Annotated in this window: 21 protein-coding genes; all 21 read left to right on the forward strand. The window is 54.6% G+C overall.

What is annotated here, in order from left to right; all coding sequences use genetic code 11:
* The first annotated feature begins 452 nt into the window (after window positions 1–452).
* The 21 genes from LZ634_RS11290 (at window position 453) to LZ634_RS11390 (ending at window position 24,259) form a co-directional block, all read left to right on the forward strand.
* Window positions 453–1,586 (forward strand): polysaccharide export protein, encoded by a 1,134-nt coding sequence (locus tag LZ634_RS11290; RefSeq protein ID WP_234504998.1) that lies wholly within the window; start codon window positions 453–455, stop codon window positions 1,584–1,586.
* A gap of 5 nt (window positions 1,587–1,591) precedes the next feature.
* On the forward strand, window positions 1,592–2,035 hold the full coding sequence (gene wzb / locus LZ634_RS11295) for a low molecular weight protein-tyrosine-phosphatase Wzb (RefSeq protein WP_234505001.1): 444 nt from the start codon (window positions 1,592–1,594) through the stop codon (window positions 2,033–2,035).
* A gap of 2 nt (window positions 2,036–2,037) precedes the next feature.
* Complete coding sequence (wzc, locus tag LZ634_RS11300; RefSeq protein ID WP_234505004.1) at window positions 2,038–4,200, forward strand: tyrosine-protein kinase Wzc; 2,163 nt, start codon at window positions 2,038–2,040, stop codon at window positions 4,198–4,200.
* Window positions 4,201–4,284: 84 nt separating this feature from the next.
* On the forward strand, window positions 4,285–5,127 hold the full coding sequence (gene wcaA, locus LZ634_RS11305; RefSeq protein ID WP_234505007.1) for a colanic acid biosynthesis glycosyltransferase WcaA: 843 nt from the start codon (window positions 4,285–4,287) through the stop codon (window positions 5,125–5,127).
* Between the two features lie 2 nt (window positions 5,128–5,129).
* Entirely contained in the window at window positions 5,130–5,618 is a 489-nt protein-coding gene (gene wcaB / locus LZ634_RS11310) for a colanic acid biosynthesis acetyltransferase WcaB (RefSeq protein ID WP_234505037.1), read from the forward strand.
* Window positions 5,615–6,832: a colanic acid biosynthesis glycosyltransferase WcaC gene (gene wcaC, locus LZ634_RS11315; RefSeq protein WP_234505012.1), complete on the forward strand. Its 1,218-nt coding sequence runs from the start codon at window positions 5,615–5,617 to the stop codon at window positions 6,830–6,832. Before wcaB ends, wcaC begins: the two co-directional genes overlap by 4 nt.
* On the forward strand, window positions 6,807–8,030 hold the full coding sequence (wcaD, locus tag LZ634_RS11320) for a colanic acid polymerase WcaD (RefSeq protein ID WP_234505015.1): 1,224 nt from the start codon (window positions 6,807–6,809) through the stop codon (window positions 8,028–8,030). The genes wcaC and wcaD overlap by 26 nt, the downstream gene beginning before the upstream one ends.
* A gap of 8 nt (window positions 8,031–8,038) precedes the next feature.
* A complete protein-coding gene (gene wcaE, locus LZ634_RS11325) occupies window positions 8,039–8,785 on the forward strand; it encodes a colanic acid biosynthesis glycosyltransferase WcaE (protein ID WP_234505016.1) in 747 nt (248 codons plus the stop codon).
* Between the two features lie 9 nt (window positions 8,786–8,794).
* A complete protein-coding gene (wcaF, locus tag LZ634_RS11330; protein WP_234505017.1) occupies window positions 8,795–9,349 on the forward strand; it encodes a colanic acid biosynthesis acetyltransferase WcaF in 555 nt (184 codons plus the stop codon).
* Window positions 9,350–9,375: 26 nt separating this feature from the next.
* Window positions 9,376–10,497 carry a GDP-mannose 4,6-dehydratase gene (gene gmd / locus LZ634_RS11335; RefSeq protein WP_234505018.1) on the forward strand — a complete coding sequence of 374 codons (1,122 nt, stop codon included), beginning with the start codon at window positions 9,376–9,378 and terminating at the stop codon, window positions 10,495–10,497.
* Between the two features lie 2 nt (window positions 10,498–10,499).
* Entirely contained in the window at window positions 10,500–11,465 is a 966-nt protein-coding gene (gene fcl / locus LZ634_RS11340) for a GDP-L-fucose synthase (RefSeq protein WP_234505019.1), read from the forward strand.
* Between the two features lie 3 nt (window positions 11,466–11,468).
* Entirely contained in the window at window positions 11,469–11,948 is a 480-nt protein-coding gene (locus LZ634_RS11345; RefSeq protein WP_234505020.1) for a GDP-mannose mannosyl hydrolase, read from the forward strand.
* Window positions 11,945–13,168: a colanic acid biosynthesis fucosyltransferase WcaI gene (gene wcaI, locus LZ634_RS11350; RefSeq protein WP_234505021.1), complete on the forward strand. Its 1,224-nt coding sequence runs from the start codon at window positions 11,945–11,947 to the stop codon at window positions 13,166–13,168. The genes LZ634_RS11345 and wcaI overlap by 4 nt, the downstream gene beginning before the upstream one ends.
* Before the next feature lie 3 nt (window positions 13,169–13,171).
* Window positions 13,172–14,608, forward strand: a complete 1,437-nt coding sequence (cpsB, locus tag LZ634_RS11355) for a mannose-1-phosphate guanyltransferase (RefSeq protein ID WP_234505022.1) — start codon at window positions 13,172–13,174, stop codon at window positions 14,606–14,608.
* Between the two features lie 105 nt (window positions 14,609–14,713).
* Window positions 14,714–16,084, forward strand: a complete 1,371-nt coding sequence (gene cpsG / locus LZ634_RS11360) for a colanic acid biosynthesis phosphomannomutase CpsG (RefSeq protein ID WP_234505023.1) — start codon at window positions 14,714–14,716, stop codon at window positions 16,082–16,084.
* A gap of 188 nt (window positions 16,085–16,272) precedes the next feature.
* Window positions 16,273–17,667 carry an undecaprenyl-phosphate glucose phosphotransferase gene (gene wcaJ / locus LZ634_RS11365; RefSeq protein ID WP_234505024.1) on the forward strand — a complete coding sequence of 465 codons (1,395 nt, stop codon included), beginning with the start codon at window positions 16,273–16,275 and terminating at the stop codon, window positions 17,665–17,667.
* 9 nt (window positions 17,668–17,676) lie between these two features.
* Window positions 17,677–19,158, forward strand: a complete 1,482-nt coding sequence (locus tag LZ634_RS11370; protein WP_234505025.1) for an MOP flippase family protein — start codon at window positions 17,677–17,679, stop codon at window positions 19,156–19,158.
* 30 nt (window positions 19,159–19,188) lie between these two features.
* Window positions 19,189–20,469: a colanic acid biosynthesis pyruvyl transferase WcaK gene (gene wcaK, locus LZ634_RS11375; RefSeq protein ID WP_234505026.1), complete on the forward strand. Its 1,281-nt coding sequence runs from the start codon at window positions 19,189–19,191 to the stop codon at window positions 20,467–20,469.
* Complete coding sequence (gene wcaL / locus LZ634_RS11380) at window positions 20,466–21,689, forward strand: colanic acid biosynthesis glycosyltransferase WcaL (RefSeq protein ID WP_234505027.1); 1,224 nt, start codon at window positions 20,466–20,468, stop codon at window positions 21,687–21,689. The genes wcaK and wcaL overlap by 4 nt, the downstream gene beginning before the upstream one ends.
* A 9-nt stretch (window positions 21,690–21,698) precedes the next feature.
* On the forward strand, window positions 21,699–23,099 hold the full coding sequence (gene wcaM / locus LZ634_RS11385; protein WP_234505028.1) for a colanic acid biosynthesis protein WcaM: 1,401 nt from the start codon (window positions 21,699–21,701) through the stop codon (window positions 23,097–23,099).
* Window positions 23,100–23,263: 164 nt separating this feature from the next.
* Entirely contained in the window at window positions 23,264–24,259 is a 996-nt protein-coding gene (locus tag LZ634_RS11390) for an NAD-dependent epimerase/dehydratase family protein (protein ID WP_234505039.1), read from the forward strand.
* Window positions 24,260–24,404: the final 145 nt, after the last annotated feature.

Consider the following 24,404-nt stretch of genomic DNA (forward strand, 5'->3'; position numbering starts at 1 on the left):
CCATTGTTCTTATTAGTCTTAATATTATTCTTAAAAATATTCTTTCAGTCAGCCTTACCTTGCCTGCTATTCACTTAGCTGCAACAATTCCCTCGGTATTGAATGAAATGGTTATTGCTGGCTTTCATAAAGCAGTCAGATGGCAAAGATAATTTCTTCATATATATCCAGAAATATTCCATATTCTTTTATGGCTTGGCCCTGCGCTACATAACAACATGATTTTAAGGTGAATTGGTAGCTGGAAGCCAGGGGCGGTAGCGTGCCTGAAGGCATAAAGCAAAGTCTCGATTATTCTGTCAATAGCCTGCGGATGAATCCAATCTATTTTAGGATATATGCCAGTTATATTCACCGGGAATTAAATGCATGGTGAATGCTCGGGTAATCAAATGGTACGGATTAATTTAATTCGCACAGGATAATTTTTCTGCCAAAGTGATAAATAATCAATGATGAAATCCAAACTAAAATTGATGCCATTATTGGTGTCGTTAAGCTTGATGAGTGGTTGCACCATCCTTCCAGGCAGCAATATGTCTACTTACGGAAAAGATGTGATTAAGCAGCAGGATGCTGATTATGACATTGGCCGAATGGTGAATGTTTATCCGCTGACCCCGCGACTGATTGAACAATTACGCCCACGTCCTAACGTCGCGCAACCTAACATGTCGCTGGATCAGGAGTTAAGCAATTACCAGTATCGCGTAGGCTCAGGCGATGTCCTGAACGTCACCGTTTGGGATCACCCGGAGCTGACGACCCCGGCGGGGCAGTACCGTAGCTCGAGTGATACCGGCAACTGGGTGCAGCCTGATGGCACCATTTTCTATCCGTATATCGGCAAGGTTCAGGTGAAAGGCCGCACGTTGGCCGAAATTCGCCAGACTATCACCCAGCGCCTCGCGGCTTACATCACCGACCCGCAGGTGGATGTTAACGTCGCCGCTTTCCGTTCGCAGAAAGTCTATGTCTCGGGCCAGGTGGCTAAGTCTGGCCAGCAGGCGATTACCAACGTCCCGCTGACCGTACTGGATGCGCTCAACGCCGCAGGCGGTCTTGGCGAGCTTGCCGACTGGCGCAACGTGGTGCTGACCCACGATGGCCGCGAGCAGCGAATCTCCGTCCAGGCGCTGATGCAAAACGGCGATCTCAGCCAGAACCGTCTGCTCTATCCCGGCGACATTCTGTTTGTGCCGCGTAACGATGACCTGAAAGTCTTCGTGATGGGCGAAGTGAAAAAACAGAGCACCCTCAAAATGGACTTCAGCGGCATGACGCTGACCGAAGCGCTGGGTCAGGCAGAAGGTATCGACCTGAGCACCTCCGATGCCAGCGGCATCTTCGTGATTCGCCCAACCAAAGAGGGCAACAGCGGCAAGATGGCCAACATCTATCAGCTGGATATGTCCGATGCGACCTCGCTGGTGATGGCGACCAACTTTATCCTCCAGCCGTATGACGTGGTGTACGTCACGACCGCGCCGGTTGCCCGCTGGAACCGTCTGATCAACCAACTGTTGCCGACCATCAGTGGCGTTCGCTACATGACCGACTCGGCGAAAGACATTCACACCTGGTAACCGACATGTTTAACAAAATTCTTGTGGTTTGCGTGGGGAACATCTGTCGTTCCCCCACGGCTGAACGGCTGCTGAGAAGCCATCTGCCGCAGATGACCGTTGAGTCGGCGGGGCTAGGGGCGCTGGTGGGGAAAGCGGCGGATGAACGCGCCGCCAGCGTGGCCGCGACGCACGATGTTTCTCTCGACGGCCACTGTGCGCGCCAGCTCTCCGGGCGCATGTGCCGGGAGTACGATCTGATTCTGGCGATGGAGAAACGGCATATCGCCACCCTGCATGAAATGGCGCCGGAGATGCGCGGCAAAGTCATGCTTTTCGGTCATTGGGATAACGAACGCGATATTCCCGATCCGTATCGCAAAAGCCGCGAGGCCTTTGAAGCGGTGTACCAGTTACTCGACAGGTCAGCTGCCCAGTGGGCGCAGGCGCTGAAAGCACAGCAGGGATAACCATGACAGATAAAGTAAAACAGATAAGTCCGCCGGTCTCGGGCGGCGATGAGATTGATATTGGTCGCCTGGTTGGCACGGTCATTGAAGCGAAATGGTGGGTTCTCGGTATAACCGCCGTCTTTGCCGCCGCGGCGATTGTTTATACCCTGTTCGCCACGCCGATTTACAGCGCCGATGCGCTGGTGCGTATTGAGCAAAATCAGGGCAGCGCGCTGGTGCAGGATATTAGCAACGCGTTAACCAGCAAGCCGCCGGCCTCCGAGGCGGAAATCCAGATGATCACCTCCCGCCTGGTGCTGGGGAAAACCGTCGACGATCTGGACCTGGATATTGCGGTCAGTAAGAACACGTTCCCCATTCTGGGTGCCGGCTGGGAACGACTGATGGGACGTCAGAACGAGACGGTGAAAGTCACCACCTTTAATCGCCCGGTGGCGATGGCTGACAGCACTTTTACGCTGGAGGTTTTAAGCCCGACGACCTACCGACTGAGCAACGATGATAGTTTCAGCGTCGAAGGCAAAGTGGGTGAGGCGGTGAACAAAGATGGCGTATCGCTGGTGGTTGCCGGTATTGCCGCCCACGATGGCGCCAGCTTTACGCTGACCAAATACTCGACGCTGGGCATGATCAACACCCTGCAAAACAGCCTCAGCGTAACGGAAGACGGTAAGGATTCCGGCGTGCTGACGCTCAATATGGTCGGTGAAGATAAAGACCAGATCCGCGACATTCTCAACAGCATCGCCCGCAACTACGTGGCGCAGAACGTGGCGCGTAAATCGGAAGAGGCGGCAAAGAGCCTTGAATTCCTCGAAGTGCAGCTGCCGCAGGTGCGTAGCCAGCTGGATGTTGCCGAAAACAAACTCAACGCCTATCGCCAGCAAAAGGACTCCGTGGATCTGCCGCTGGAAGCAAAATCGGTGCTCGACTCCATGGTCAACATTGATGCCCAGCTTAATGAACTGACCTTTCGCGAAGCCGAAATCTCCAAGCTCTACACCCGCATTCACCCGGCTTACCGCACGCTGCTGGAAAAGCGTCGGGCGCTGGAAGATGAGAAAGCGAAGCTCAGCCAGCGCGTCACCGCGATGCCGAAAACCCAGCAGGAAATTGTGCGCCTGACACGCGATGTGGAGTCCGGTCAGCAGGTCTATATGCAGCTGCTGAATAAACAGCAGGAGCTGAAAATCACCAAAGCCAGCACCGTGGGCGATGTGCGTATCGTCGACCCGGCGATTACCCAGCCGGGCGTGGTGAAGCCGAAGAAAGCGCTGATTATTCTGGGCAGCATTATTCTTGGCCTGATGCTCTCTATTGTTGGCGTGCTGCTGCGATCGCTGTTTAACCGCGGTATCGAAAGCCCGCAGGTGCTGGAAGAACACGGGATCAACGTGTACGCCAGCATTCCGCTTTCGGAATGGCAAAAATCCCATGACAGCGTGAAAAATGTAAACGGCGTGAAGCGCTATAAGCAGAGCCAGCTGCTGGCGGTGGGGAACCCAACCGACCTGGCGATTGAAGCCATCCGTAGCCTGCGCACCAGCCTGCACTTTGCCATGATGCAGGCGCAGAACAACGTGCTGATGATGACCGGGGTCAGCCCGTCTATCGGTAAAACTTTCGTCTGCGCCAACCTCGCGGCGGTGATTAGTCAAACCCATAAACGCGTACTGATGATCGACTGTGATATGCGCAAAGGCTACTCCCACGAACTGTTGGGCACCACCAACGACAACGGCCTGTCTGATGTGTTGGTCGGTAAAGCGACGATCGAAAGTAGCGCGAAACGTACGACCGTTGCCAATTTGGACCTTATTCCGCGCGGTCAGGTGCCGCCGAATCCGTCAGAGCTGCTGATGAGCGAACGCTTTAGCGAATTGCTGAAGTGGGGCTCGGCAAACTATGACCTAGTACTGATTGATACGCCGCCGATTCTGGCCGTTACCGACGCCGCCATCGTCGGCCGCCATGCCGGAACCTCCCTGATGGTGACGCGCTATGCGGTGAATACCCTTAAGGAAGTCGAAACAAGCCTGAACCGCTTTGAGCAAAACGGCATCACGGTGAAAGGGGTGATCCTCAACTCCATTTTCCGCCGCGCGACCGGCTATCAGGATTACGGCTACTACGAATACGAGTATCAGTCGGACTCGAAATAACCTTTGTTCCCCACCCGTCCCTCTCTCTGGGGAGAGGGGCAGGGTGAGGGAAACACCGCTCAACCGCTTATTCGGGGATACCTAATGACCACAGATAACCCATTGATCTCCATCTATATGCCAACCTGGAATCGCCAGCAGCTGGCGATCCGCGCGATCAAATCCATTCTGCGCCAGGACTATCCCCATTGGGAGATGATCATCGTGGATGATTGCTCCAGCAACTACGAACAGCTCCAGCAGTTCGTGGACGAACTCAATGACGCACGCGTGCAGTACACCCGCAACGATTTTAACTCCGGGGCCTGCGCGGTACGCAACCAGGCCATCTTGCAGGCCAGAGGCCAGTTTATTACCGGCATCGACGATGACGATGAGTGGACGCCGAATCGCCTCTCGATTTTTCTTGAACATAAGCAGCAGCTAATGGGCCATGCGTTTTTATATGCCAACGATTATGTCTGCGAAGGCGAGGTTTACTCGCAGCCTGCCAGCCTGCCGCTGTACCCGAAATCACCGTTTTCCCGGCCGCTGTTTTATAAGCGCAACATTATCGGCAACCAGGTCTTTAGCTGGGCGTGGCGCTTTAAGGAGAGTCTGTTCGATACCGAACTGAAGGCGGCGCAGGACTATGACATCTTCCTGCGCATGGTGGTGGCCTACGGTGAGCCGTGGAAAATTGAAGCCGCAACGCAAATTCTTCACGTTAACCACGGCGAAATGCAGATCACCTCTTCGCCGAAAAAGTTCTCTGGCTACTTTAGCTTTTACCGTAAGCACAAAGAGAAATTCGACCGTGCCAGCAAGAAATACCAACTGTTTACCCTGTACCAGATCCGCAATAAACGCATGACGTGGAAGACGTTTATCACGCTGCTGTCGGTGCGCAACGGCAAACGCTGGGTCGATGGATTACGGAGTAAATAATGCTGCTGGAAGACTTACGCGCAAACAGCTGGAGCCTGCGTCCCTGCTGCATGGTGATGGCCTATCGCATGGCTCACTTCTGCTCGGTGTGGCGCAAAAAAAACGTCCTCAACAATCTGTGGGCGGCGCCGGTACTGGTGCTGTACCGCATCATCACCGAATGCTTTTTCGGTTATGAAATTCAGGCCGCGGCGACCATTGGCCGACGCTTCACCATTCATCACGGCTACGCGGTGGTGATTAACAAAAACGTGGTGGCGGGGGACGACTTTACCATCCGCCACGGCATTACGCTGGGCAACCGTGGCCCCAACAGCCTTGACTGTCCCACCCTCGGTAACGGCGTCGAGCTTGGCGCCAACGTGGTGATTATCGGCGGTATCCGCATCGGCAATAACGTCACTATCGGCGCCGGCAGCGTGGTGCTGGACGACGTTCCCGATAATGCGCTGGTGGTGGGTGAAAAAGCGCGAGTGAAGGTAATTAAATGAATATTCTGCAATTCAATGTTCGCCTGGCCGAAGGCGGGGCGGCGGGCGTCGCGCTTGACTTACATCAGCGCGCGCTGCGTCAGGGGCTTAGCTCAACGTTTGTTTACGGCTACGGTAAAGGTGGCAAAAAGAGCGTCAGCCACGACCGCTACCCGCAGGTGGTGAAGCAGACCGCCCGGTTGACGTCGGTCGCCAATCTGGCGCTGTTCCGCCTGTTCAATCGCGACCTGTTTGGCAATCTGAACAACCTTTATCGCCAGGTGACACGGCTGGATGGCCCGGTGGTGCTGCATTTTCACGTGATGCACAGCTACTGGCTGAACCTGGCCGAGGTGGTGAATTTTTGCGAGCGCGTGAAAGGGCATAAAAGCGACGTCACCTTTATCTGGACGCTGCATGACCACTGGAGCGTGACCGGGCGCTGCGCGTTTTTAGACGGTTGCGAAGGCTGGAAGAACGGCTGCCAGAAATGCCCGACGCTCGACAACTATCCGCCGGTGAAAGTCGACCGCGCGCACCATTTAGTGGATGAAAAACGCCAGCTGTTCCGCCAGATGCTGGCGCTCGGCTGCCGCTTTATCTCGCCAAGTCAGCACGTCGCCGAGGCGTTTAATAGCCTCTACGGGGCAGGGCGCTGTCAGATAATCAATAACGGCATTGACGTGGCGACCGAAGCGATTCTGGCCGAGCTGACGCCTATCAAAGCCAGCGCCACGCGGCCAAAAATTGCCGTGGTGGCGCACGACCTGCGCTATGACGGTAAAACCAATCAGCAGCTGGTGCGCGATATCATCGCCCTTGGCGACAAAGTGGAAGTCCATACCTTCGGCAAATTCTCGCCGTTCAGCGGTGACAACGTGGTGAACCACGGCTTTCTGACCGATAAACGCCAGCTGATGAGTGAACTGAACCCGCTGGATGCGCTGCTGTTTAGCTCGCGGGTCGATAACTATCCGCTGATCCTCTGCGAAGCGCTTTCCATTGGCGTGCCGGTGATTGCGACCCACAGCGATGCCGCTAAAGAAGTGCTGGAAAAATCCGGCGGCCAGACCGTGGATGAAGCGCAAGCGCTGGCGCTGGTGCAGCTGCCAAAAGCGGACATTGCGCAGGCGGTGTTCGGCACCACGCTTGAGCGTTTTAGCGCGCGCAGCCGTCAGGCCTACAGTGGGCAACAGATGCTGGAGGAATATGTCTCGTTCTATCAGAGTCTGTAGCTATCTGCTGCTGCCGTTAATCTACCTGCTGGTTAACGTTAAACTGGCGCAGCTGGGCGAGAGCTTCCCGATTACCATCGTCACCTTTCTGCCTGCACTGCTGCTGCTGTTTGTTGAACGCATCAACCTCAAAAAACTGATGATTGCGCTGGGGTTGGGCGTGGGGTTGACGCTGTTTAACTACGTGTTTGGTCAATCGCTGGATCCGAGCAAATACGTCACCTCGACGATGCTGTTTGTCTACATCGTGATAATTATCGGCATGGTCTGGAGCATTCGCTTTAAAACCATTTCGCCGCATAACCATCGTAAGATCCTGCGTTTCTTCTATGTGGTGATTACCATTATTGTGCTGCTGGCAGCCCTCGAGATGGCGCAGATTATTCTGTTTGGCGGCAGTAGTCTGATTGAGATAATTTCGAAATATCTTATGTACAGTAATAGCTATGTACTGAATTTCATCAAATTTGGCGGTAAGCGTACTACGGCGCTTTATTTTGAACCGGCATTCTTCGCTCTGGCATTAATCTCAATTTGGCTTTGCATCAAACAGTTTGGTATCAAAACGCCGAAGTCTGATGCTATGATTCTGGCAGGGATAATTCTTTCTGGGTCGTTCTCTGGGGTAATGACATTTATCCTGTTCTACCTGCTGGAGTGGGCATTCCAGTATCTGAACAAAGAAGCGATTAAGAAAAAACTGCCGTTGGCAATTATCTCGCTGGGCGTGTTTTTAGTTGGTCTGGTCTTTGCTTTTCCATATATTGCAACGCGGCTTGGTGATTTGGGTACGGAAGGTTCGTCATCGTATTACCGTATTATTGGTCCATTGGTGATGGTCGGTTACTCATTGACAAGCATTGATGGGGTCATTCGCTTTGGATCTCTTTACGAATATGTTGCATCATTCGGAATATTTAACGGTGCGGATGTCGGAAAAACCATAGACAATGGTCTGTACCTGTTAATGATTTATTTTTCATGGTTTGCGGTGATATTAACTGCTGGCTATCTGCATTACGTTTTTAAATTGTTTATTAACGCATTTGGGAATAATCGCAATTTCGCCGTGCAGCTGTATCTTTTCACGCCGATATCATTATTTTTTACCGGTTCGATATTTAGCCCGGAATATGCGTTTTTAATTGTTTGTCCTTTTATTCTGCGTAAAGCGCTGAATATTGCTGATAGCAGATGAGGTGAAACATGTTGTTAAGTGTGGTTACCGTCGCCTTTCGCAACTACGAAGGGGTGGTGAAAACCTGGCGTTCGCTGGCGCATCTGGCGGGGGATCCGAGCCTGACCTTTGAGTGGATTGTGGTTGACGGCGGCTCGGAGGACGGCACGGCAGAATTTCTCGAAAAACGTAATGGCCAGTATCAGTTACGTTATGTCAGCGAGCCGGATAAAGGCCTGTATGACGCGATGAATAAAGGCATTCGCATGGCCAACGGCAAGTTTGTGCTGTTCCTCAATTCCGGCGACAGCTTTCATCCTGAGGTGGCGCAGTTTGTCCGCCAGCTGCGTGGCCAGAATGACGATGCGATGTTCCTCGGCGATGCGATGTTGGACTTTGGCGATGGTCATCAGGTGCGCCGCAGTGCCAAGCGCGGGTGGTATATTTACCACAGCCTACCGGCCAGCCATCAGGCGATTTTCTTTCCGCTGTGCGGGCTAAAAAAATACCCGTATGACGTGCAGTATCGTGTGTCTTCGGATTACGCCTTAACTGCCAGAATGTATAAAGCGGGCTATGGGTTTAAACGCATAAAAGGATTGGTTTCAGAGTTTTCAATGGGTGGCGTATCCACCACCAATAATTTGCAACTGTGCCAGGATGCGAAAAAAGTTCAGCGCGAAATATTACGTCTTCCGACGGTGCTGACAGAATTATCTTATTTATTACGCCTGCGCACCACCGGTAAAGCCAAGGCACTGTATAACAAAGCGTAAGGAAATAGGATGCAGGAATTATCAGGGTTCAAAGTCCCTAACGGTTTTCGCGGCGAAGGAGGCATTAAAGTCCAAATCTGGTGGGCGGTACAGGCCACGTTATTCGCCTGGTCACCGCAGATACTCTACCGCTGGCGCGCATTTTTATTACGCCTGTTTGGTGCAAAAATAGGAAAAAACGTAGTAATTCGCCCATCGGTGAAAATTACTTATCCATGGAAATTAACCATCGGTGATTATGCCTGGGTGGGTGATGACGCAGTGCTGTATACCTTGGGGAATATTACCCTTGGTGCTAATTCAGTCGTCTCGCAGAAATGTTATTTATGCACCGGCAGTCATGATTATCAGAGCGAACATTTTGATATTCATGCCGCTCCAATAGTGGTCGGTGAAAAATGCTGGCTGGCAACGGATGTGTTTGTTGCTCCCGGTATAACCATAGGCGACGGCACGATAGTCGGTGCCCGCAGCAGCGTTTTTAAATCGCTACCGGCAAATATGATTTGTCGTGGCAATCCCGCAGTGGTCACGCGCGAACGCGTAGAGAAAGTTACTCCCTAAACGGGACTATATTGAGGAAAAATATAATGTCGAAAGTCGCACTTATTACCGGCGTAACCGGGCAGGATGGTTCTTATCTGGCGGAACTGCTGCTGGAAAAAGGATATGAAGTTCACGGGATTAAACGTCGTGCTTCCTCCTTCAACACCGAACGTGTCGATCACATCTACCAGGATCCGCACAGCAGCAACCCGAAATTTCACCTGCACTATGGCGATTTGACCGACAGCTCGAACCTGACGCGTATTCTTAAAGAGGTGCAGCCGGACGAGGTGTATAACCTGGGCGCCATGAGCCACGTTGCCGTGTCGTTCGAATCTCCGGAATACACCGCCGACGTCGATGCTATGGGGACGCTGCGCCTGCTGGAAGCCATTCGCTTCTTAGGGCTGGAGAAGAAAACTCGCTTCTATCAGGCATCCACCTCCGAGCTTTACGGCCTGGTGCAGGAAATTCCGCAAAAAGAGACCACCCCGTTTTACCCGCGCTCGCCGTATGCGGTTGCCAAGCTTTACGCATACTGGATTACCGTCAACTACCGCGAATCCTACGGCATGTACGCCTGTAACGGCATTCTGTTCAACCATGAATCCCCGCGTCGTGGTGAAACCTTCGTGACCCGTAAAATCACCCGCGCGATTGCCAACATCGCCCAGGGCCTTGAGAAGTGCCTGTATCTCGGCAACATGGACTCCCTGCGCGACTGGGGCCACGCCAAAGACTACGTGAAAATGCAGTGGATGATGCTGCAGCAGGAGAAGCCGGAAGATTTCGTGATTGCCACCGGCGTGCAGTATTCCGTGCGCCAGTTCGTCGAAATGTCCGCCGCACAGCTGGGAATCAAACTGCGCTTTGAAGGCACCGGTGTGGAAGAGAAGGGGATTGTGGTTTCCGTCACCGGTCACGATGCACCGGGCGTGAAGCCGGGCGACGTAATGGTGGCCGTCGATCCACGCTACTTCCGTCCGGCGGAAGTGGAAACCCTGCTCGGTGACCCAACCAAGGCGCACGAGAAGCTGGGCTGGAAACCGGAAATCACCCTGAAGGAAATGGTTTCTGAAATGGTGGCTAACGATCTGGAAGCCGCGAAGAAACATTCTCTTCTGAAATCCCACGGCTACGAAGTGGCGATCGCGCTGGAGTCCTGAGTATGACCCGACAACGTATTTTTGTGGCGGGCCACCGGGGAATGGTGGGCTCGGCCATTGTTCGACAGCTTGAGCAGCGCGGTAATGTGGATCTGGTTCTGCGCCGCCGCGATGAGCTGAACCTGCTGGACAGCCGCGAGGTGAATGACTTTTTCGCTCGCGAAAACATTGACCAGGTGTATCTGGCGGCGGCGAAGGTGGGTGGCATTGTCGCCAACAACACTTTCCCGGCGGATTTCATCTACGAGAACATGATGATCGAAAGCAACATTATTCACGCGGCGCATAGCCATAACGTGAATAAGCTGCTGTTCCTCGGCTCATCGTGTATCTACCCGAAGATGGCCAACCAGCCAATGCACGAAAGCGAACTGCTGCAGGGGACGCTGGAAGCCACTAACGAGCCGTACGCGATTGCCAAAATCGCCGGTATCAAACTGTGCGAATCCTACAACCGTCAGCATAACCGCGACTATCGCTCGGTGATGCCCACCAACCTGTACGGGCCGAACGACAACTTCCACCCGAGCAATTCACACGTGATCCCGGCGCTGCTGCGCCGCTTCCACGAAGCTGTGCAACAAAACGCCAGCGATGTGGTGGTATGGGGCAGCGGTACGCCGATGCGTGAGTTCCTGCACGTTGACGACATGGCGGCGGCAAGTATCCACGTGATGGAGCTGGATCGCAGCGTATGGCTGGAAAACACCCAGCCGATGCTGTCGCACATCAACGTCGGTACCGGCGTGGACTGCACCATCCGCGAGCTGGCGCAGACGCTGGCGAAAGTGGTGGGCTTTAAGGGGCGGGTGGTGTTCGACGCCACCAAACCTGACGGCACGCCGCGCAAACTGCTGGATGTTTCGCGTCTGCATCAGCTGGGCTGGTACCACGAAATCTCACTGGAAGCCGGCCTTGCCAGCACCTACCAGTGGTTTTTAGAAAACCAGCAGCGCTTCCGGGGGTAACTCATGTTTCTGAGCCAGCACGCTTTTGCCACCGTCGTACAGTCTACGCCGCTTATCTCTATCGATTTGATCGTCGAGAACGCGCAGGGCGAGATTCTGCTGGGCAAACGCAATAACCGTCCAGCGCAGGGGTTTTGGTTCGTGCCGGGCGGTCGGGTACAGAAAGATGAACCGCTGGCCGAGGCGTTTGCCCGTCTGACGGAAGCCGAACTGGGGCTGCGCCTGCCGATGACGGCGGGCCGCTTCCACGGCGTATGGCAGCACTTCTATGACGACAACTTCTCCGGCACGGATTTCTCCACCCACTACATCGTGCTGGGATTCCGTCTGCAGGTGGGTGCCGACGCGCTCACGCTGCCGGTGGCTCAGCATAATGAATACCGTTGGCTGACGCCGCAGGCGCTGCTCGAGACCGACAACGTTCATGACAACAGCCGCGCCTATTTCCGCGTCGACAAAATGGCCGAGGTGCCGGGTCTATGAAAATTCTGGTGTATGGCATCAATTATTCGCCTGAACTGACCGGTATCGGCAAATACACCGGCGAAATGGTCGAGTGGATGGCGCGTCAGGGCCATGAGGTGCGGGTGATTACCGCACCGCCGTACTACCCGGAATGGCAGGTTGGCGTGAATTACTCAAGCTGGCGCTACCGTCGGGAAGAGGGTGATGCCACCGTGTGGCGCTGCCCGCTGTACGTACCGAAGCAGCCGTCGACCCTCAAGCGTTTAATGCATCTGGGCAGCTTTGCGCTGAGCAGCTTCTTCCCGCTAATGGCCCAGCGTCGCTGGAAGCCGGATCGCATTATCGGCGTGGTACCCACGCTGTTCTGCACGCCGGGTATGCGCCTGCTGGCGAAGCTCTCCGGTGCGCGTACGCTGCTGCATATTCAGGATTATGAAGTGGACGCCATGCTCGGTCTGGGGATGGCGGGCAAAGGGAAGTCCGGCAAGGTGGCGAAGCTCGCCAGCGCGTTTGAACGCAGCGGTCTGCATAACGTCGATAACGTGTCGACGATCTCGCGTTCGATGATGAACAAAGCCTGTGAAAAAGGCGTTCCGGCAGAAAAAGTGATTTTCTTCCCGAACTGGTCGGAAGTCACCCGTTTCCGCGACGTCCCGGAAACGTTGGTTATCGCTCTGCGCCAGCGTTTGGGGTTAGACGACGCGCGCAAAATTATTCTCTACTCCGGCAATATCGGGGAAAAACAGGGGCTGGAGAGCGTGATTGACGCCGCCGACCAGCTCCGCGCACAGCCGTGGCAGTTTGTGATTGTCGGCCAGGGCGGCGGCAAAGCGCGGCTGGAAAAACTGGCCGCTGAACGCGGGCTGGAGAACGTCAAGTTTCTGCCGCTGCAATCGTATGAAGATTTACCGGCGCTGCTGGCGATTGCAGATTGCCATCTGGTGATTCAAAAGCGCGGCGCGGCCGATGCCGTGCTGCCGTCGAAGCTGACCAATATTCTGGCGGTCGGCGGTAATGCGGTGATTACCGCCGAAGCGCCAACCGAGCTGGGCCAGCTGTGCGAGGACAATCCGGGCATCGCCGTGTGCGTCACGCCGGAGTCGGTCCCGGCGTTGGTCGAAGGGATTGAACAGGCGCTGATGATGCCAAAACAGAATACTGTCGCCCGAACCTGGGCAGAACGCGCGCTCGATAAAGAGCACGTTCTTAACCAATTTATTGCTGATATTCGGGGTTAAACGATGAGTCAATCTACGCTTTTCCCGGTCGTGATGGCCGGTGGCTCGGGCAGCCGCCTGTGGCCGTTGTCCCGAGTGCTTTATCCTAAGCAGTTCCTGTGCCTGAAGGGCGATATGACCATGCTGCAGGCGACGGTTAATCGCCTGCAAGGCGTGAAGTGCGCAAGCCCGGTGGTTATCTGCAACGAGGAACACCGTTTTATCGTCGCCGAGCAGCTGCGTCAGCTGAACAAGCTGACCGAAAATATCATTCTGGAACCGGCGGGCCGTAATACCGCCCCGGCGATTGCGCTGGCGGCGCTGGCGGCGAAACGCCGTGAACCGGAAAACGACCCGCTGATGCTGGTGCTGGCGGCGGATCATGTGATTCAAAATGAAGACGCATTCCGCGCTGCGGTACGTGAAGCCACGCCGTATGCCGAAAGCGGCAAGCTGGTGACATTCGGTATCGTGCCGTCGCTGCCGGAAACCGGCTACGGCTACATCCGTCGCGGCGAGGTGAGCCCGGGCGTTGAAGATACGCTGGCCTTTGAAGTGGCGCAGTTTGTCGAAAAACCCAATCTTGAAACGGCCCAGGCGTACGTGGCCTGCGGCGAATACTACTGGAACAGCGGCATGTTCCTGTTCCGTGCTGGCCGTTACCTGGAAGAGCTGGGGAAATACCGTCCGGACATCCTGAGCGCCTGCGAGAAAGCCATGGACATCACCGACCCGGATCTTGATTTTATCCGCGTCGACGAAGCAGCCTTCCTGAGCTGCCCGGATGAGTCCATCGACTATGCGGTGATGGAACGTACCACTGATGCGGTGGTGGTACCGATGGACGCAGGCTGGAGCGACGTCGGCTCATGGTCATCGCTATGGGAAATTAGCACCCAAACGGCGGAAGGCAACGTCCACCACGGTGACGTTATCAGCCACAAAACGGAAAACAGCTACATTTACGCCGAATCGGGGCTGGTGACGACCGTCGGGGTAAAGGATTTGGTGGTGGTGCAAACCAAAGACGCGGTGCTTATCGCCGATCGCAACGCGGTGCAGGACGTGAAAAAGGTGGTCGAGAGAATTAAGGCCGATGGCCGTCACGAACACCACATCCACCGCGAGGTTTATCGCCCGTGGGGGAAATATGACTCGATTGACTCCGGCGACCGCTATCAGGTGAAGCGTATCACCGTGAAGTCGGGCGAAGGGCTGTCGCTGCAGATGCATCATCACCGGGCAGAACACTGGATCGTGGTGGCCGGGACCGCCAAAGTTACCCTTAATGATGAGATCAAACTGCTGGGCGAAAACGAATCTATCTACATTCCGCTCGGCGTCACCCACTGCCTGGAAAACCCGGGGAAAATCCCGCTCGACCTGATTGAAGTGCGCTCCGGTGCCTATCTGGAAGAGGACGACGTGGTGCGTTTCCAGGACCGCTACGGGCGAGTTTAACGCGCTGACCGCGCCGGGGGCGTAGCGCCCTTCGGCAAATCATGAATCGTAAAAAGTGTGGCCCTTGTGGTCAGGGCCAACTGTTGCCTGAAGAAAGGTAAGAACATGAAAAAATTAACCTGTTTTAAAGCCTACGACATTCGCGGCAAGCTGGGCGAAGAGCTCAACGAAGATATTGCGTGGCGCATTGGCCGCGCCTACGGCGAATACCTGAAGCCGAAAACCATCGTGCTGGGCGGCGATGTGCGTCTTACCAGCGAAGCGCTGAAGATGGCGTTAGCACGCGGCCTGCGCGATGCGGGCGTAGATGTGCTGGACATCGGCCTTTCCGGCACCGAAGAAATTTATTTTGCCACTTTCCATCTCGGCGTCGACGGCGGCATTGAAGTGACTGCCAGCCACAACCCGATGGACTACAACGGCATGAAGCTGGTGCGTGAAGGTGCGCGTCCGATCAGCGGCGACACCGGCCTGCGCGATGTGCAGCGGCTGGCCGAGGCCAATGACTTCCCGCCGGTGGATGAAAACAAACGCGGCAGCTACCAGAAAATCAATCTGCAGGACGCCTATATCGACCACCTGCTGGGCTATATCGACGTCAAAAATCTGACGCCGCTGAAGCTGGTGGTCAACTCCGGTAACGGCGCGGCAGGCCCGGTGATTGATGCGCTGGAAGCCCGCTTTAAGGCGCTGAACGTGCCGGTGAACCTGATTAAAGTCCATAACACCCCGGACGGCACTTTCCCCCACGGTATTCCCAACCCGCTGCTGCCGGAGTGCCGCGATGACACCCGCAATGCGGTGATCAAATACGGTGCTGATATGGGCATCGCCTTCGACGGTGATTTTGACCGCTGCTTCCTGTTCGACGAGAAAGGGCAGTTTATCGAGGGCTACTACATTGTTGGCCTGCTGGCGGAAGCCTTCCTTGAGAAGAACCCCGGCGCGCGCATCATTCACGACCCGCGCCTGTCCTGGAACACCGTCGATGTGGTGACGGCGGCGGGCGGCACGCCGGTGATGTCAAAAACCGGCCATGCCTTTATTAAGGAACGCATGCGTCAGGACGATGCGGTGTACGGCGGCGAGATGAGCGCCCATCACTACTTCCGCGATTTCGCCTACTGCGACAGCGGCATGATCCCGTGGCTGTTGGTCAGTGAACTGCTGTGCCTGAAGGGCAAAACGCTGGGGGAGCTGGTGCGTGACCGAATGGCGGCCTTCCCGGCCAGCGGTGAGATCAACAGCAAACTGGCGGAGCCGGGCGCGGCGATTGCCCGCGTAGAGGCTCATTTCGCGGGTAGTGCGCTAGAGATTGACCGCACCGACGGCATCAGCCTGGCGTTTGCCGACTGGCGCTTCAACCTGCGTTCTTCCAACACCGAGCCGGTGGTGCGATTGAACGTGGAGTCGCGCGGTAATTCACCGCTGATGCAGGCGCGAACGCAGGACATTCTGGCGTTGCTGAATCAGTAATTGTTATTCCCCTCACCCTAACCCTCTCCCCACGGGGGAGAGGGAACCGTTCGGGCCTTTATGGCAAACGGCTTTCTCTCTCTTTTGGTGGGAGGGGACCGTTCAAGGCTTTGTGGTAAACGGTTTTCTCCCTCGCCCTTTTGGGGGGAGGGGCGGGTGAGGGGGTAATTGACGAAATAGGACCAACGATGACGACTCTAAAAAAGCGCGAACGAGCCAAAACGAATGCATCGTTAATCTCAATGGTGCAGCGTTTTTCAGACATCACCATCATGTTAGGTGGACTATGGCTGGTATGTCAGGCCGTCGCGTTGCCATTTTTGTACCTGCATTTGCTGATGGCGCTGGTCACGCTGGCGGTGTTCCAGATGATTGGCGGGATCACTGATTTTTATCGCTCATGGCGCGGTGTGCATATCACCACGGAGCTACTGCTGCTGTTGCAGAACTGGACGTTGAGCCTGGTGTTTGCCGCCGGGCTGCTGGCATTCAACGACGACTTCAATACCAACTTTGGCATGTGGCTGGCGTGGTATCTGTTGAGCACCACCGGCATGCTGGCAAGCCGGGTGTTCATTCGCTATGGCGCTGGCGTGCTGCGTCACCGGGGATACAACACCCGCTACGTGGCGGTGGCTGGCGATATGCCGGAAGGCCAGGAGCTGCTGGAGAGTTTCCGCAACCAGCCGTGGCTTGGCTATGAAGTGGTGGGGAGCTATTACGACGCCAAACCCGGCGGCGTGAATGCCGACTGGATGGGCAACCTGGAGCAGCTACGCGACGATGCCCGCAGCGGCAAAATTCACAACGTTTATATCTCGATGACGATGCAGGAAGAGAGCGATATCAAAAATCTGGTACGCGACCTGGCCGATACCACCTGTTCGGTACTGCTGATCCCGGATGTATTCACCTTCAATATTCTTCATTCGCGGGTGGAAGTGGTTAACGGTATTCCGCTGGTACCGCTGTATGACACGCCGCTGTCCGGGGTCAACCGCATCATCAAGCGCCTTGAAGACATCGTACTGGCGATGTGCATTCTGCTGCTGATTTCACCGGCGCTGTGCTGCATCGCGCTGGCGGTGAAGCTGACCTCGCCGGGGCCGATTATTTTCCGCCAGACCCGCTACGGCATGGACGGTAAGCCTATCAAAGTGTGGAAGTTCCGCTCGATGAAGGTGATGGAGAACGATGCGGTAGTCACCCAGGCGACACAGAACGACCCGCGCGTGACTCGTGTCGGTAACTTCCTGCGCCGCACTTCGCTCGATGAACTGCCGCAGTTTATCAATGTGCTTACCGGCGGCATGTCCATCGTTGGCCCGCGCCCGCATGCGGTGGCGCATAACGAGCAGTACCGTCAGCTGATTGAGGGCTACATGCTGCGTCACAAAGTAAAACCTGGAATCACCGGCTGGGCGCAGATCAACGGCTGGCGCGGTGAAACCGATACGCTCGAAAAAATGGAAAAACGGGTGGAGTTCGATCTGGAGTACATCCGCGAATGGAGCCTGTGGCTCGATATCCGCATTGTGTTCCTGACGGTATTCAAAGGCTTTGTCAACAAAGCAGCCTATTGAGGAAGTGACATGGGCCTGAGAGAAAAAACCATCAGCGGCGCGAAATGGTCGGCGATGGCAACGGTGGTGATTATTGGTCTGGGGCTGGCGCAGATGACCGTGCTGGCGCGGCTGTTTGACGGCCACCAGTTTGGCCTGCTGACCGTATCGCTGGTGATCATTGCGCTGGCGGATACGCTGTCAGATTTTGGTATCGCCAACTCGATTATCCAGCGCAAACAAATTAGCCATCTGGAACTGACCACGCTCTACTGGCTGAACGTAGGGCTAGGGCTGGTGGTCTGTGCGGCGGTTTATCTGCTGAGCGATACCATTGCCCGCGTGTTGCATAACCCGGATCTGGCGCCGTTGATTAAAACGCTGTCGCTGGCGTTTGTGGTTATCCCCCATGGCCAGCAGTTTCGTGCGTTAATGCAAAAAGAGCTGGAGTTTAACAAGATTGGTTCGATTGAAACCGCCGCGGTGCTGTCCGGGTTTACCTTTACGGTAATCAGCGCCTGCTATTGGCCGCTGGCGATGACCGCTATTCTCGGTTATCTGGTCAACAGCGCGGTGCGTACGTTGCTGTTTGGCTATTTTGGCCGCAAAATCTACCGCCCGGGGCTGCATTTTTCGCTTAGTGCCGTGATGCCAAACCTGCGCTTTGGCGCATGGCTGACCGCCGATAGCATCATTAACTACGTCAATACCAACCTGTCGACGCTGACCCTGGCGCGCATTCTTGGCGCCAGCGTGGCCGGCGGCTACAACCTGGCCTACAACGTGGCGGTGGTGCCGCCAATGAAGCTTAACCCGATAATCACCCGCGTGCTGTTTCCGGCCTTCGCCAAAATTCAGGACGATAACCACAAGCTGCGGATTAACTTCTACAAGCTGCTGTCGGTGGTAGGGATTATTAATTTCCCGGCGCTGCTGGGGCTGATGGTGGTCAGCAATAACTTCGTGCCGCTGGTGTTCGGCGAAAAATGGCTGCATATCGTGCCTATCCTGCAGCTGCTGTGCGTTGTGGGGCTGCTGCGTTCGGTCGGCAACCCGATTGGTTCGCTGCTGATGGCGAAAGCGCGGGTCGACATCAGCTTTAAATTCAACGTGTTTAAAACCTTTCTGTTTATTCCAGCGGTGATTATCGGCGGGCAGCTCGGCGGCGCGATTGGCGTCACCTTAGGCTTCCTGCTGGTACAGATCATCAACACCATTCTGAGCTATTTCGTGATGATTAAACCGGTACTGGGCGCCAGCTACCGCGACTACCTGCGCAGCCTGTGGCTGCCGCTGCGGTTGTCGCTGCCGACGCTTGTCACCAGCTACGCCGTCGGCCGGCTGCTTGAGGGCAGCATGTCGCTGCCGCTGCTGCTGGGGCTACAGGTACTGGCCGGCGTGATGAGCTTCGCGCTGGTGGTGGTGCTGTCCCGCGACAGTCTGTTGATTGAACTTAAAAAAACGCTCTGCCGGAGCGACAAATTGAAGACGTTATTACGTGTTCCTAATTGATTTGCTTGAAACCCCTTTGATGAGGCCATGATGAAATTATTAATTTTGGGAAACCACACCTGCGGCAACCGCGGCGATAGCGCCATTATGCGTGGTCTGCTCGATGCGATACTCCGCCAGCAGCCGGACGTTGAGATGGATGTGATGAGCCGTTTCCCGACAAGTTCCTCCTGGTTGCAGGGGCGTGAGATTATCGCCGATCCGCTGTATCAGCTTAGCCAGAAACAGCAGGCGGCACCGGGTGTCAGTGGGCGCGTCAAGAAGGTGCTGCGCCGTCGCTTCCAGCACAAAATTTTGCTGGCCAAAGTCACCGGCGAAGGCAAGCTGCGCAACTTTGAAATTGCGCCAGAATTTCATGAGTTTGTGCGTTTTCTTGGCAACTATGATGCGATTATCCAGGTTGGCGGGTCGAACTACGTCGATCTTTATGGTTTGACGCACTTCGAATATCCGCTGTGCGCTTTTATGGCCAACAAGCCTATCTACATGATTGGTCACAGCGTGGGGCCGTTCCAGAACCCGGACTTCAACCAGCTGGCGAACTATGCCTTTGGCCGCACCAATGCATTAATTCTGCGCGAAACCGTCAGCCGCGAGCTGATGGTGAAAGCGCAGATTGATACCCGCAAGGTGGAGCAGGGCGTCGACACCGCCTGGCTGGTGGAACACCGTAACGACAGCTTTGAACCGAGCTATGCGGTGCAGCACTGGCTGAATCTGACCGCGCAGCGTAAAACCGTGGCGATCACCCTGCGCGAGCTGGAACCGTTTGATAAACGCCTGGGTACGACCCAGCAGGCCTATGAAAAAGCCTTTGCCGAAGTGGTAAACCGCATGATTGCCGACGGCTACCAGGTGCTGGCGTTGTCGACCTGTACCAGCATCGACCGCTACAACCGCGATGACCGCATGGTGGCGCTACGCATGTCGCAGTATGTTGAAAACCGCGAACACTTCCATATCGCCATGGATGAATTAAACGACGTGGAGATTGGCAAAATTCTCGCCTCGTGTTCACTGACCATCGGTACTCGCCTGCACTCGGCCATTATCTCGATGAACTTTGGCACGCCGGCTATCGCCATTAACTACGAGCACAAATCCGCCGGCATTATGCAGCAGCTGGGGATGCCGGAGATGGCGATTGATATTCGTCATCTGCTGGATGGCTCGATGCAGGGCGTGGTGGCCGATATGCTCAATCAGCTGCCGGCAATCGGTGAACGCGTGGCCACGGCGGTGGAGGGCGAGCGTCAGAAAGGCTTTACCATGATTGAATCGGTGTTAAATCGCATCCGGGAGGGCCGATGAAAGTCAGTTTCTTCCTGCTCAAATTCCCGTTAGCGTCCGAAACGTTCGTCTTAAACCAGATCGTGGCGTTTATTGAGATGGGACATGATGTTGAGATTGTCGCCTTGCAGAAGGGCGATTTGACTAACACCCACGCGGCCTATACCCAGTACCGGCTGGCGGAAAAAGTTCGCTGGTTGCAGGATGAGCCGCCGACGGCGCTGGCGAAGCTGCGCTATCGCGGGTTCAGCACCCTGTGTGGCCTGCATCGCCCTGCGGTTTGGCGGGCGCTCAATACGCAGCGCTACGGCCAGGAGGCGCGTAACCTCATTCTGTCATCCATATGCAGTCGTACACCGTCGCCCATTGAGGCGGATGTGTTTATCGCACACTTTGGCCCCGCGGGAGTTACCGCGGCGAAGCTACGCGAGTTGGGCGTCATTCGCGGCAAAATTGCCACGGTGTTCCACGGGATCGATATTTCCAGCCGCGAAGTGCTGAACCATTACACCGGTGAATATCAACAGCTGTTCCGCCGCGGTGACATGATGCTGCCGATAAGCCAGCTGTGGGCCGACCGCCTGCAGGCGATGGGGTGCCCGACGGATAAAATCACCGTCTCGCGTATGGGCGTCAATATGGAGCGTTTCGCCCTGCGTCCACTAAAAGCGCCGCACGCATGTTTGCAAATTATCTCCGTAGCGCGTTTGACCGAGAAAAAAGGGCTACATGTGGCGATTGAAGCCTGTCGGCAATTGAAAGAGCAGGGGGTTAATTTCCGTTACCGCATTCTTGGCATTGGGCCATGGGAGCGCCGCTTGCGCACGCTGATTGAGCAATATCAACTGGAAGACCGGGTCGAGATGTCTGGTTTTAAGCCGAGCCACGAGGTGAAGGCGATGCTTGATGACGCGGATGTTTTCCTGCTGCCGTCGATTACCGGTGCAGACGGCGATATGGAGGGGATCCCGGTGGCGCTGATGGAAGCGATGGCGGTAGGGATCCCGGTGCTGTCCACCGTACACAGCGGTATTCCGGAACTGATCGACTCCGGTCATTCAGGTTGGCTGGTGGATGAGAACGATGCCAGGGCGCTGGCCGAAAAGCTACGGGTATTAGGACGGATGGATGAACAAAGTCTCGAGCCGGTACTGGCGCGCGCACGCGCCAAAGTGGAAACCGATTTTAATCAGCAGGTTATTAACCGCCAGCTTGCTGGCCTGCTGCACACGCTTTGCTAAGGAGGCTTGATGCATACCTTAACCCGACGCTACTTTCTGACCGCTGGGGCGACGCTTGCCGCCGCTCTGCCGGTGCTTCCCGTCGCCAGCGCGCGAGCAGCGGGGAAGAGTGCTGCTGCCGATATTCGTGATTTCCTGCGAAGCGACGACTGGATCCGGGCATTCAATGACGCCTTTAGCCGCGCGGACACCGTCATCGTCCCGGCAGAAGTTATCTGCGATAACATCAATACGGCTATCACCATCCCTGCCGGGAAAACGCTGCATATTGCCGGTGGCCTGAAAGGCAACGGTCGTGGCCGGTTTATTTTACAAAAAGGCTGCCAGATTATCGGTAGCGGTACGGCGAGCCTGCACAACATTTCCCTCGACGTGCGCGGCGGCGATTGCACTATCGCCGGATTGAACATGAGCGGATATGGGCCGGTGGCGCAGATATTTATCGGCGGCAAGGATAAAAATCAGATGCGCAATTTGACCATTACCCGCCTGACTATCACCAAAGCCAACTACGGCATTCTGCGCCAGGGATTCCATAATCAGTGGGTCGATGTCAACATCACCCACTGCCACTTTAGCTACCTACAGGGTGATGCGATTGAGTGGAACGTGGCGATTCACGATCGCAATATTCTCATCTCCGACCACGTTATCGACCATATCGACTGCACCAACGGTAAAGTGAACTGGGGTATCGGCATTGGTCTTGCGGGCAGCACCTACGATAATGGTTATCCGGAAGAGCAGGCGGTCAAAAATTTCGTTGTTGCCAACATCACCGGCAGCAACTGCCGACAGCTGGTTCACGTCGAAAATGGCAAACACTTTATTATCCGCAATGTGAAAGCCAGCAATATCACGCCGGATTTCAGCAAGAAGGCGGGAATAGATAATGCCACGGTCGCGATATACGGATGTGATAATTTCGTTATCGATGGTATTGATATGGTTAATAGTGCCGGTATGTTAATTGGCTATGGTGTTATCAAAGGTAACTATCTGTCTATACCGCAAAACTTCCGTCTGAATAATATACAGCTGGATAATAGCCAGCTGGCTTATAACGTACGGGGGATTCAGATCTCATCTGGTAACAACCCCTCGTTTGTCTCCATCACCAACCTCACCATGAAGCGCGCCGCGCTTGAGATTCATAACAAACCACAGCACTTTTTCCTACGCAATATCAATGTGATGCAGGAGTCGGCTCGCGGTGCAGCGCTGCAGATCAACTTTGACTTACGTAAGGACGTACGCGGGAAGTTTATGGCGCGCGATGACACGCTGCTGTCGATGGCCAACGTCACGGCGGTGAATGAGAAAGGGCAGCCATCGGTGGATATAGACCATGTTGACCAGCGGGTGGTTAATGTTGAAAAAGTGAACTTCTCACTACCTCAGAAGCGATGAAAATGCGGCCTATGGCTTTGTCTGACATTTCTATACTGGATATCATTTATCAAAAGATTATAATTGTCTGATTGATAGAAATTAACACTAGGTCAATGAGAACGGCTCCTGCGGGAGGGTTTTTGTCCTTTAAATGCATACGGCATGAAACTCGTTAAATGATTATGAATGATAAAGTTTGCTTTGTGGGTGCGTCAGGTTTTGTTGGGACCCGCTTGATTGAGCTGGTTAAAGATGATTTTCGCATCAAAAACGTAGATAAGCAGCAGAGTCATTTCTTCCCTGAGATCAGTGAAATCGCTGATGTTCGTGACCAGGATAGCATGGATGCAGCATTTTCCGGGTTTGATACCGTCGTGTTGCTTGCTGCTGAACACCGTGATGACGTGAACCCAACTTCGCTATACTACGATGTCAATGTGCAGGGGACGCGCAATGTGCTCGCGGCAATGGACAAAAGCGGTGTTAAAAACATTATCTTTACCAGTTCCGTTGCGGTATATGGTCTGAACAAGGTTAATCCGGATGAAAATCATCCGCAGGATCCATTTAACCACTATGGCAAAAGCAAATGGCAGGCTGAGGAAGTACTGCGTGAGTGGTTCAACAAAGCCCCTGCAGAGCGTTCGTTGACGATTGTTCGCCCAACGGTGATTTTCGGCGAGCGTAACCGTGGCAACGTCTACAATTTGCTGAAGCAGATTGCTGGCGGAAAATTTGCCATGGTAGGTTCCGGTACTAACTATAAATCAATGGCTTATGTTGGTAATATTGTCGAGTTTATCAAATATAAACTTTGCAACGTTCAGACGGGATATGAGGTTTACAACTACGTTGATAAGCCGGATCTCAACATGAACCAGCTGGTGTCTGAAGTTGAAAAAAGCCTCAATAAAAAAATCCCATCGGTTCATCTCCCTTACGTAGCGGGCATGTTGGGTGGTTTTTGCTTTGATTTGCTTAGCAAGGTGACGGGGAAAAAGTATGCGATCAGCTCGGTACGCGTGAAGAAATTCTGCGCAACGACCCAATTTGATGCGACGAAGGTACATAGTTCTGGTTTTGTTGCCCCATACACTTTGTCTCAGGGGCTAGACCGGACATTACAGTACGAATTCGTCCATGCTAAAAAAGACGATATTACATTTGTGACAGAGTGATTGTTACTGCGAAAATTCGGAAATGTCCGTTGGCACCGTAGCAATGTGCGAGTTTTCCGAATCCTCTGAGTCAAAATTGTCGGTTGATAGGGTGTAGTAGGGCTATTCGTTTTCCGTATGTTTATGAGTTACAAAGGATTAGCGA

The organism is Kluyvera intermedia (assembly GCF_021440345.1).
Classification (GTDB): domain Bacteria; phylum Pseudomonadota; class Gammaproteobacteria; order Enterobacterales; family Enterobacteriaceae; genus Kluyvera; species Kluyvera intermedia_A.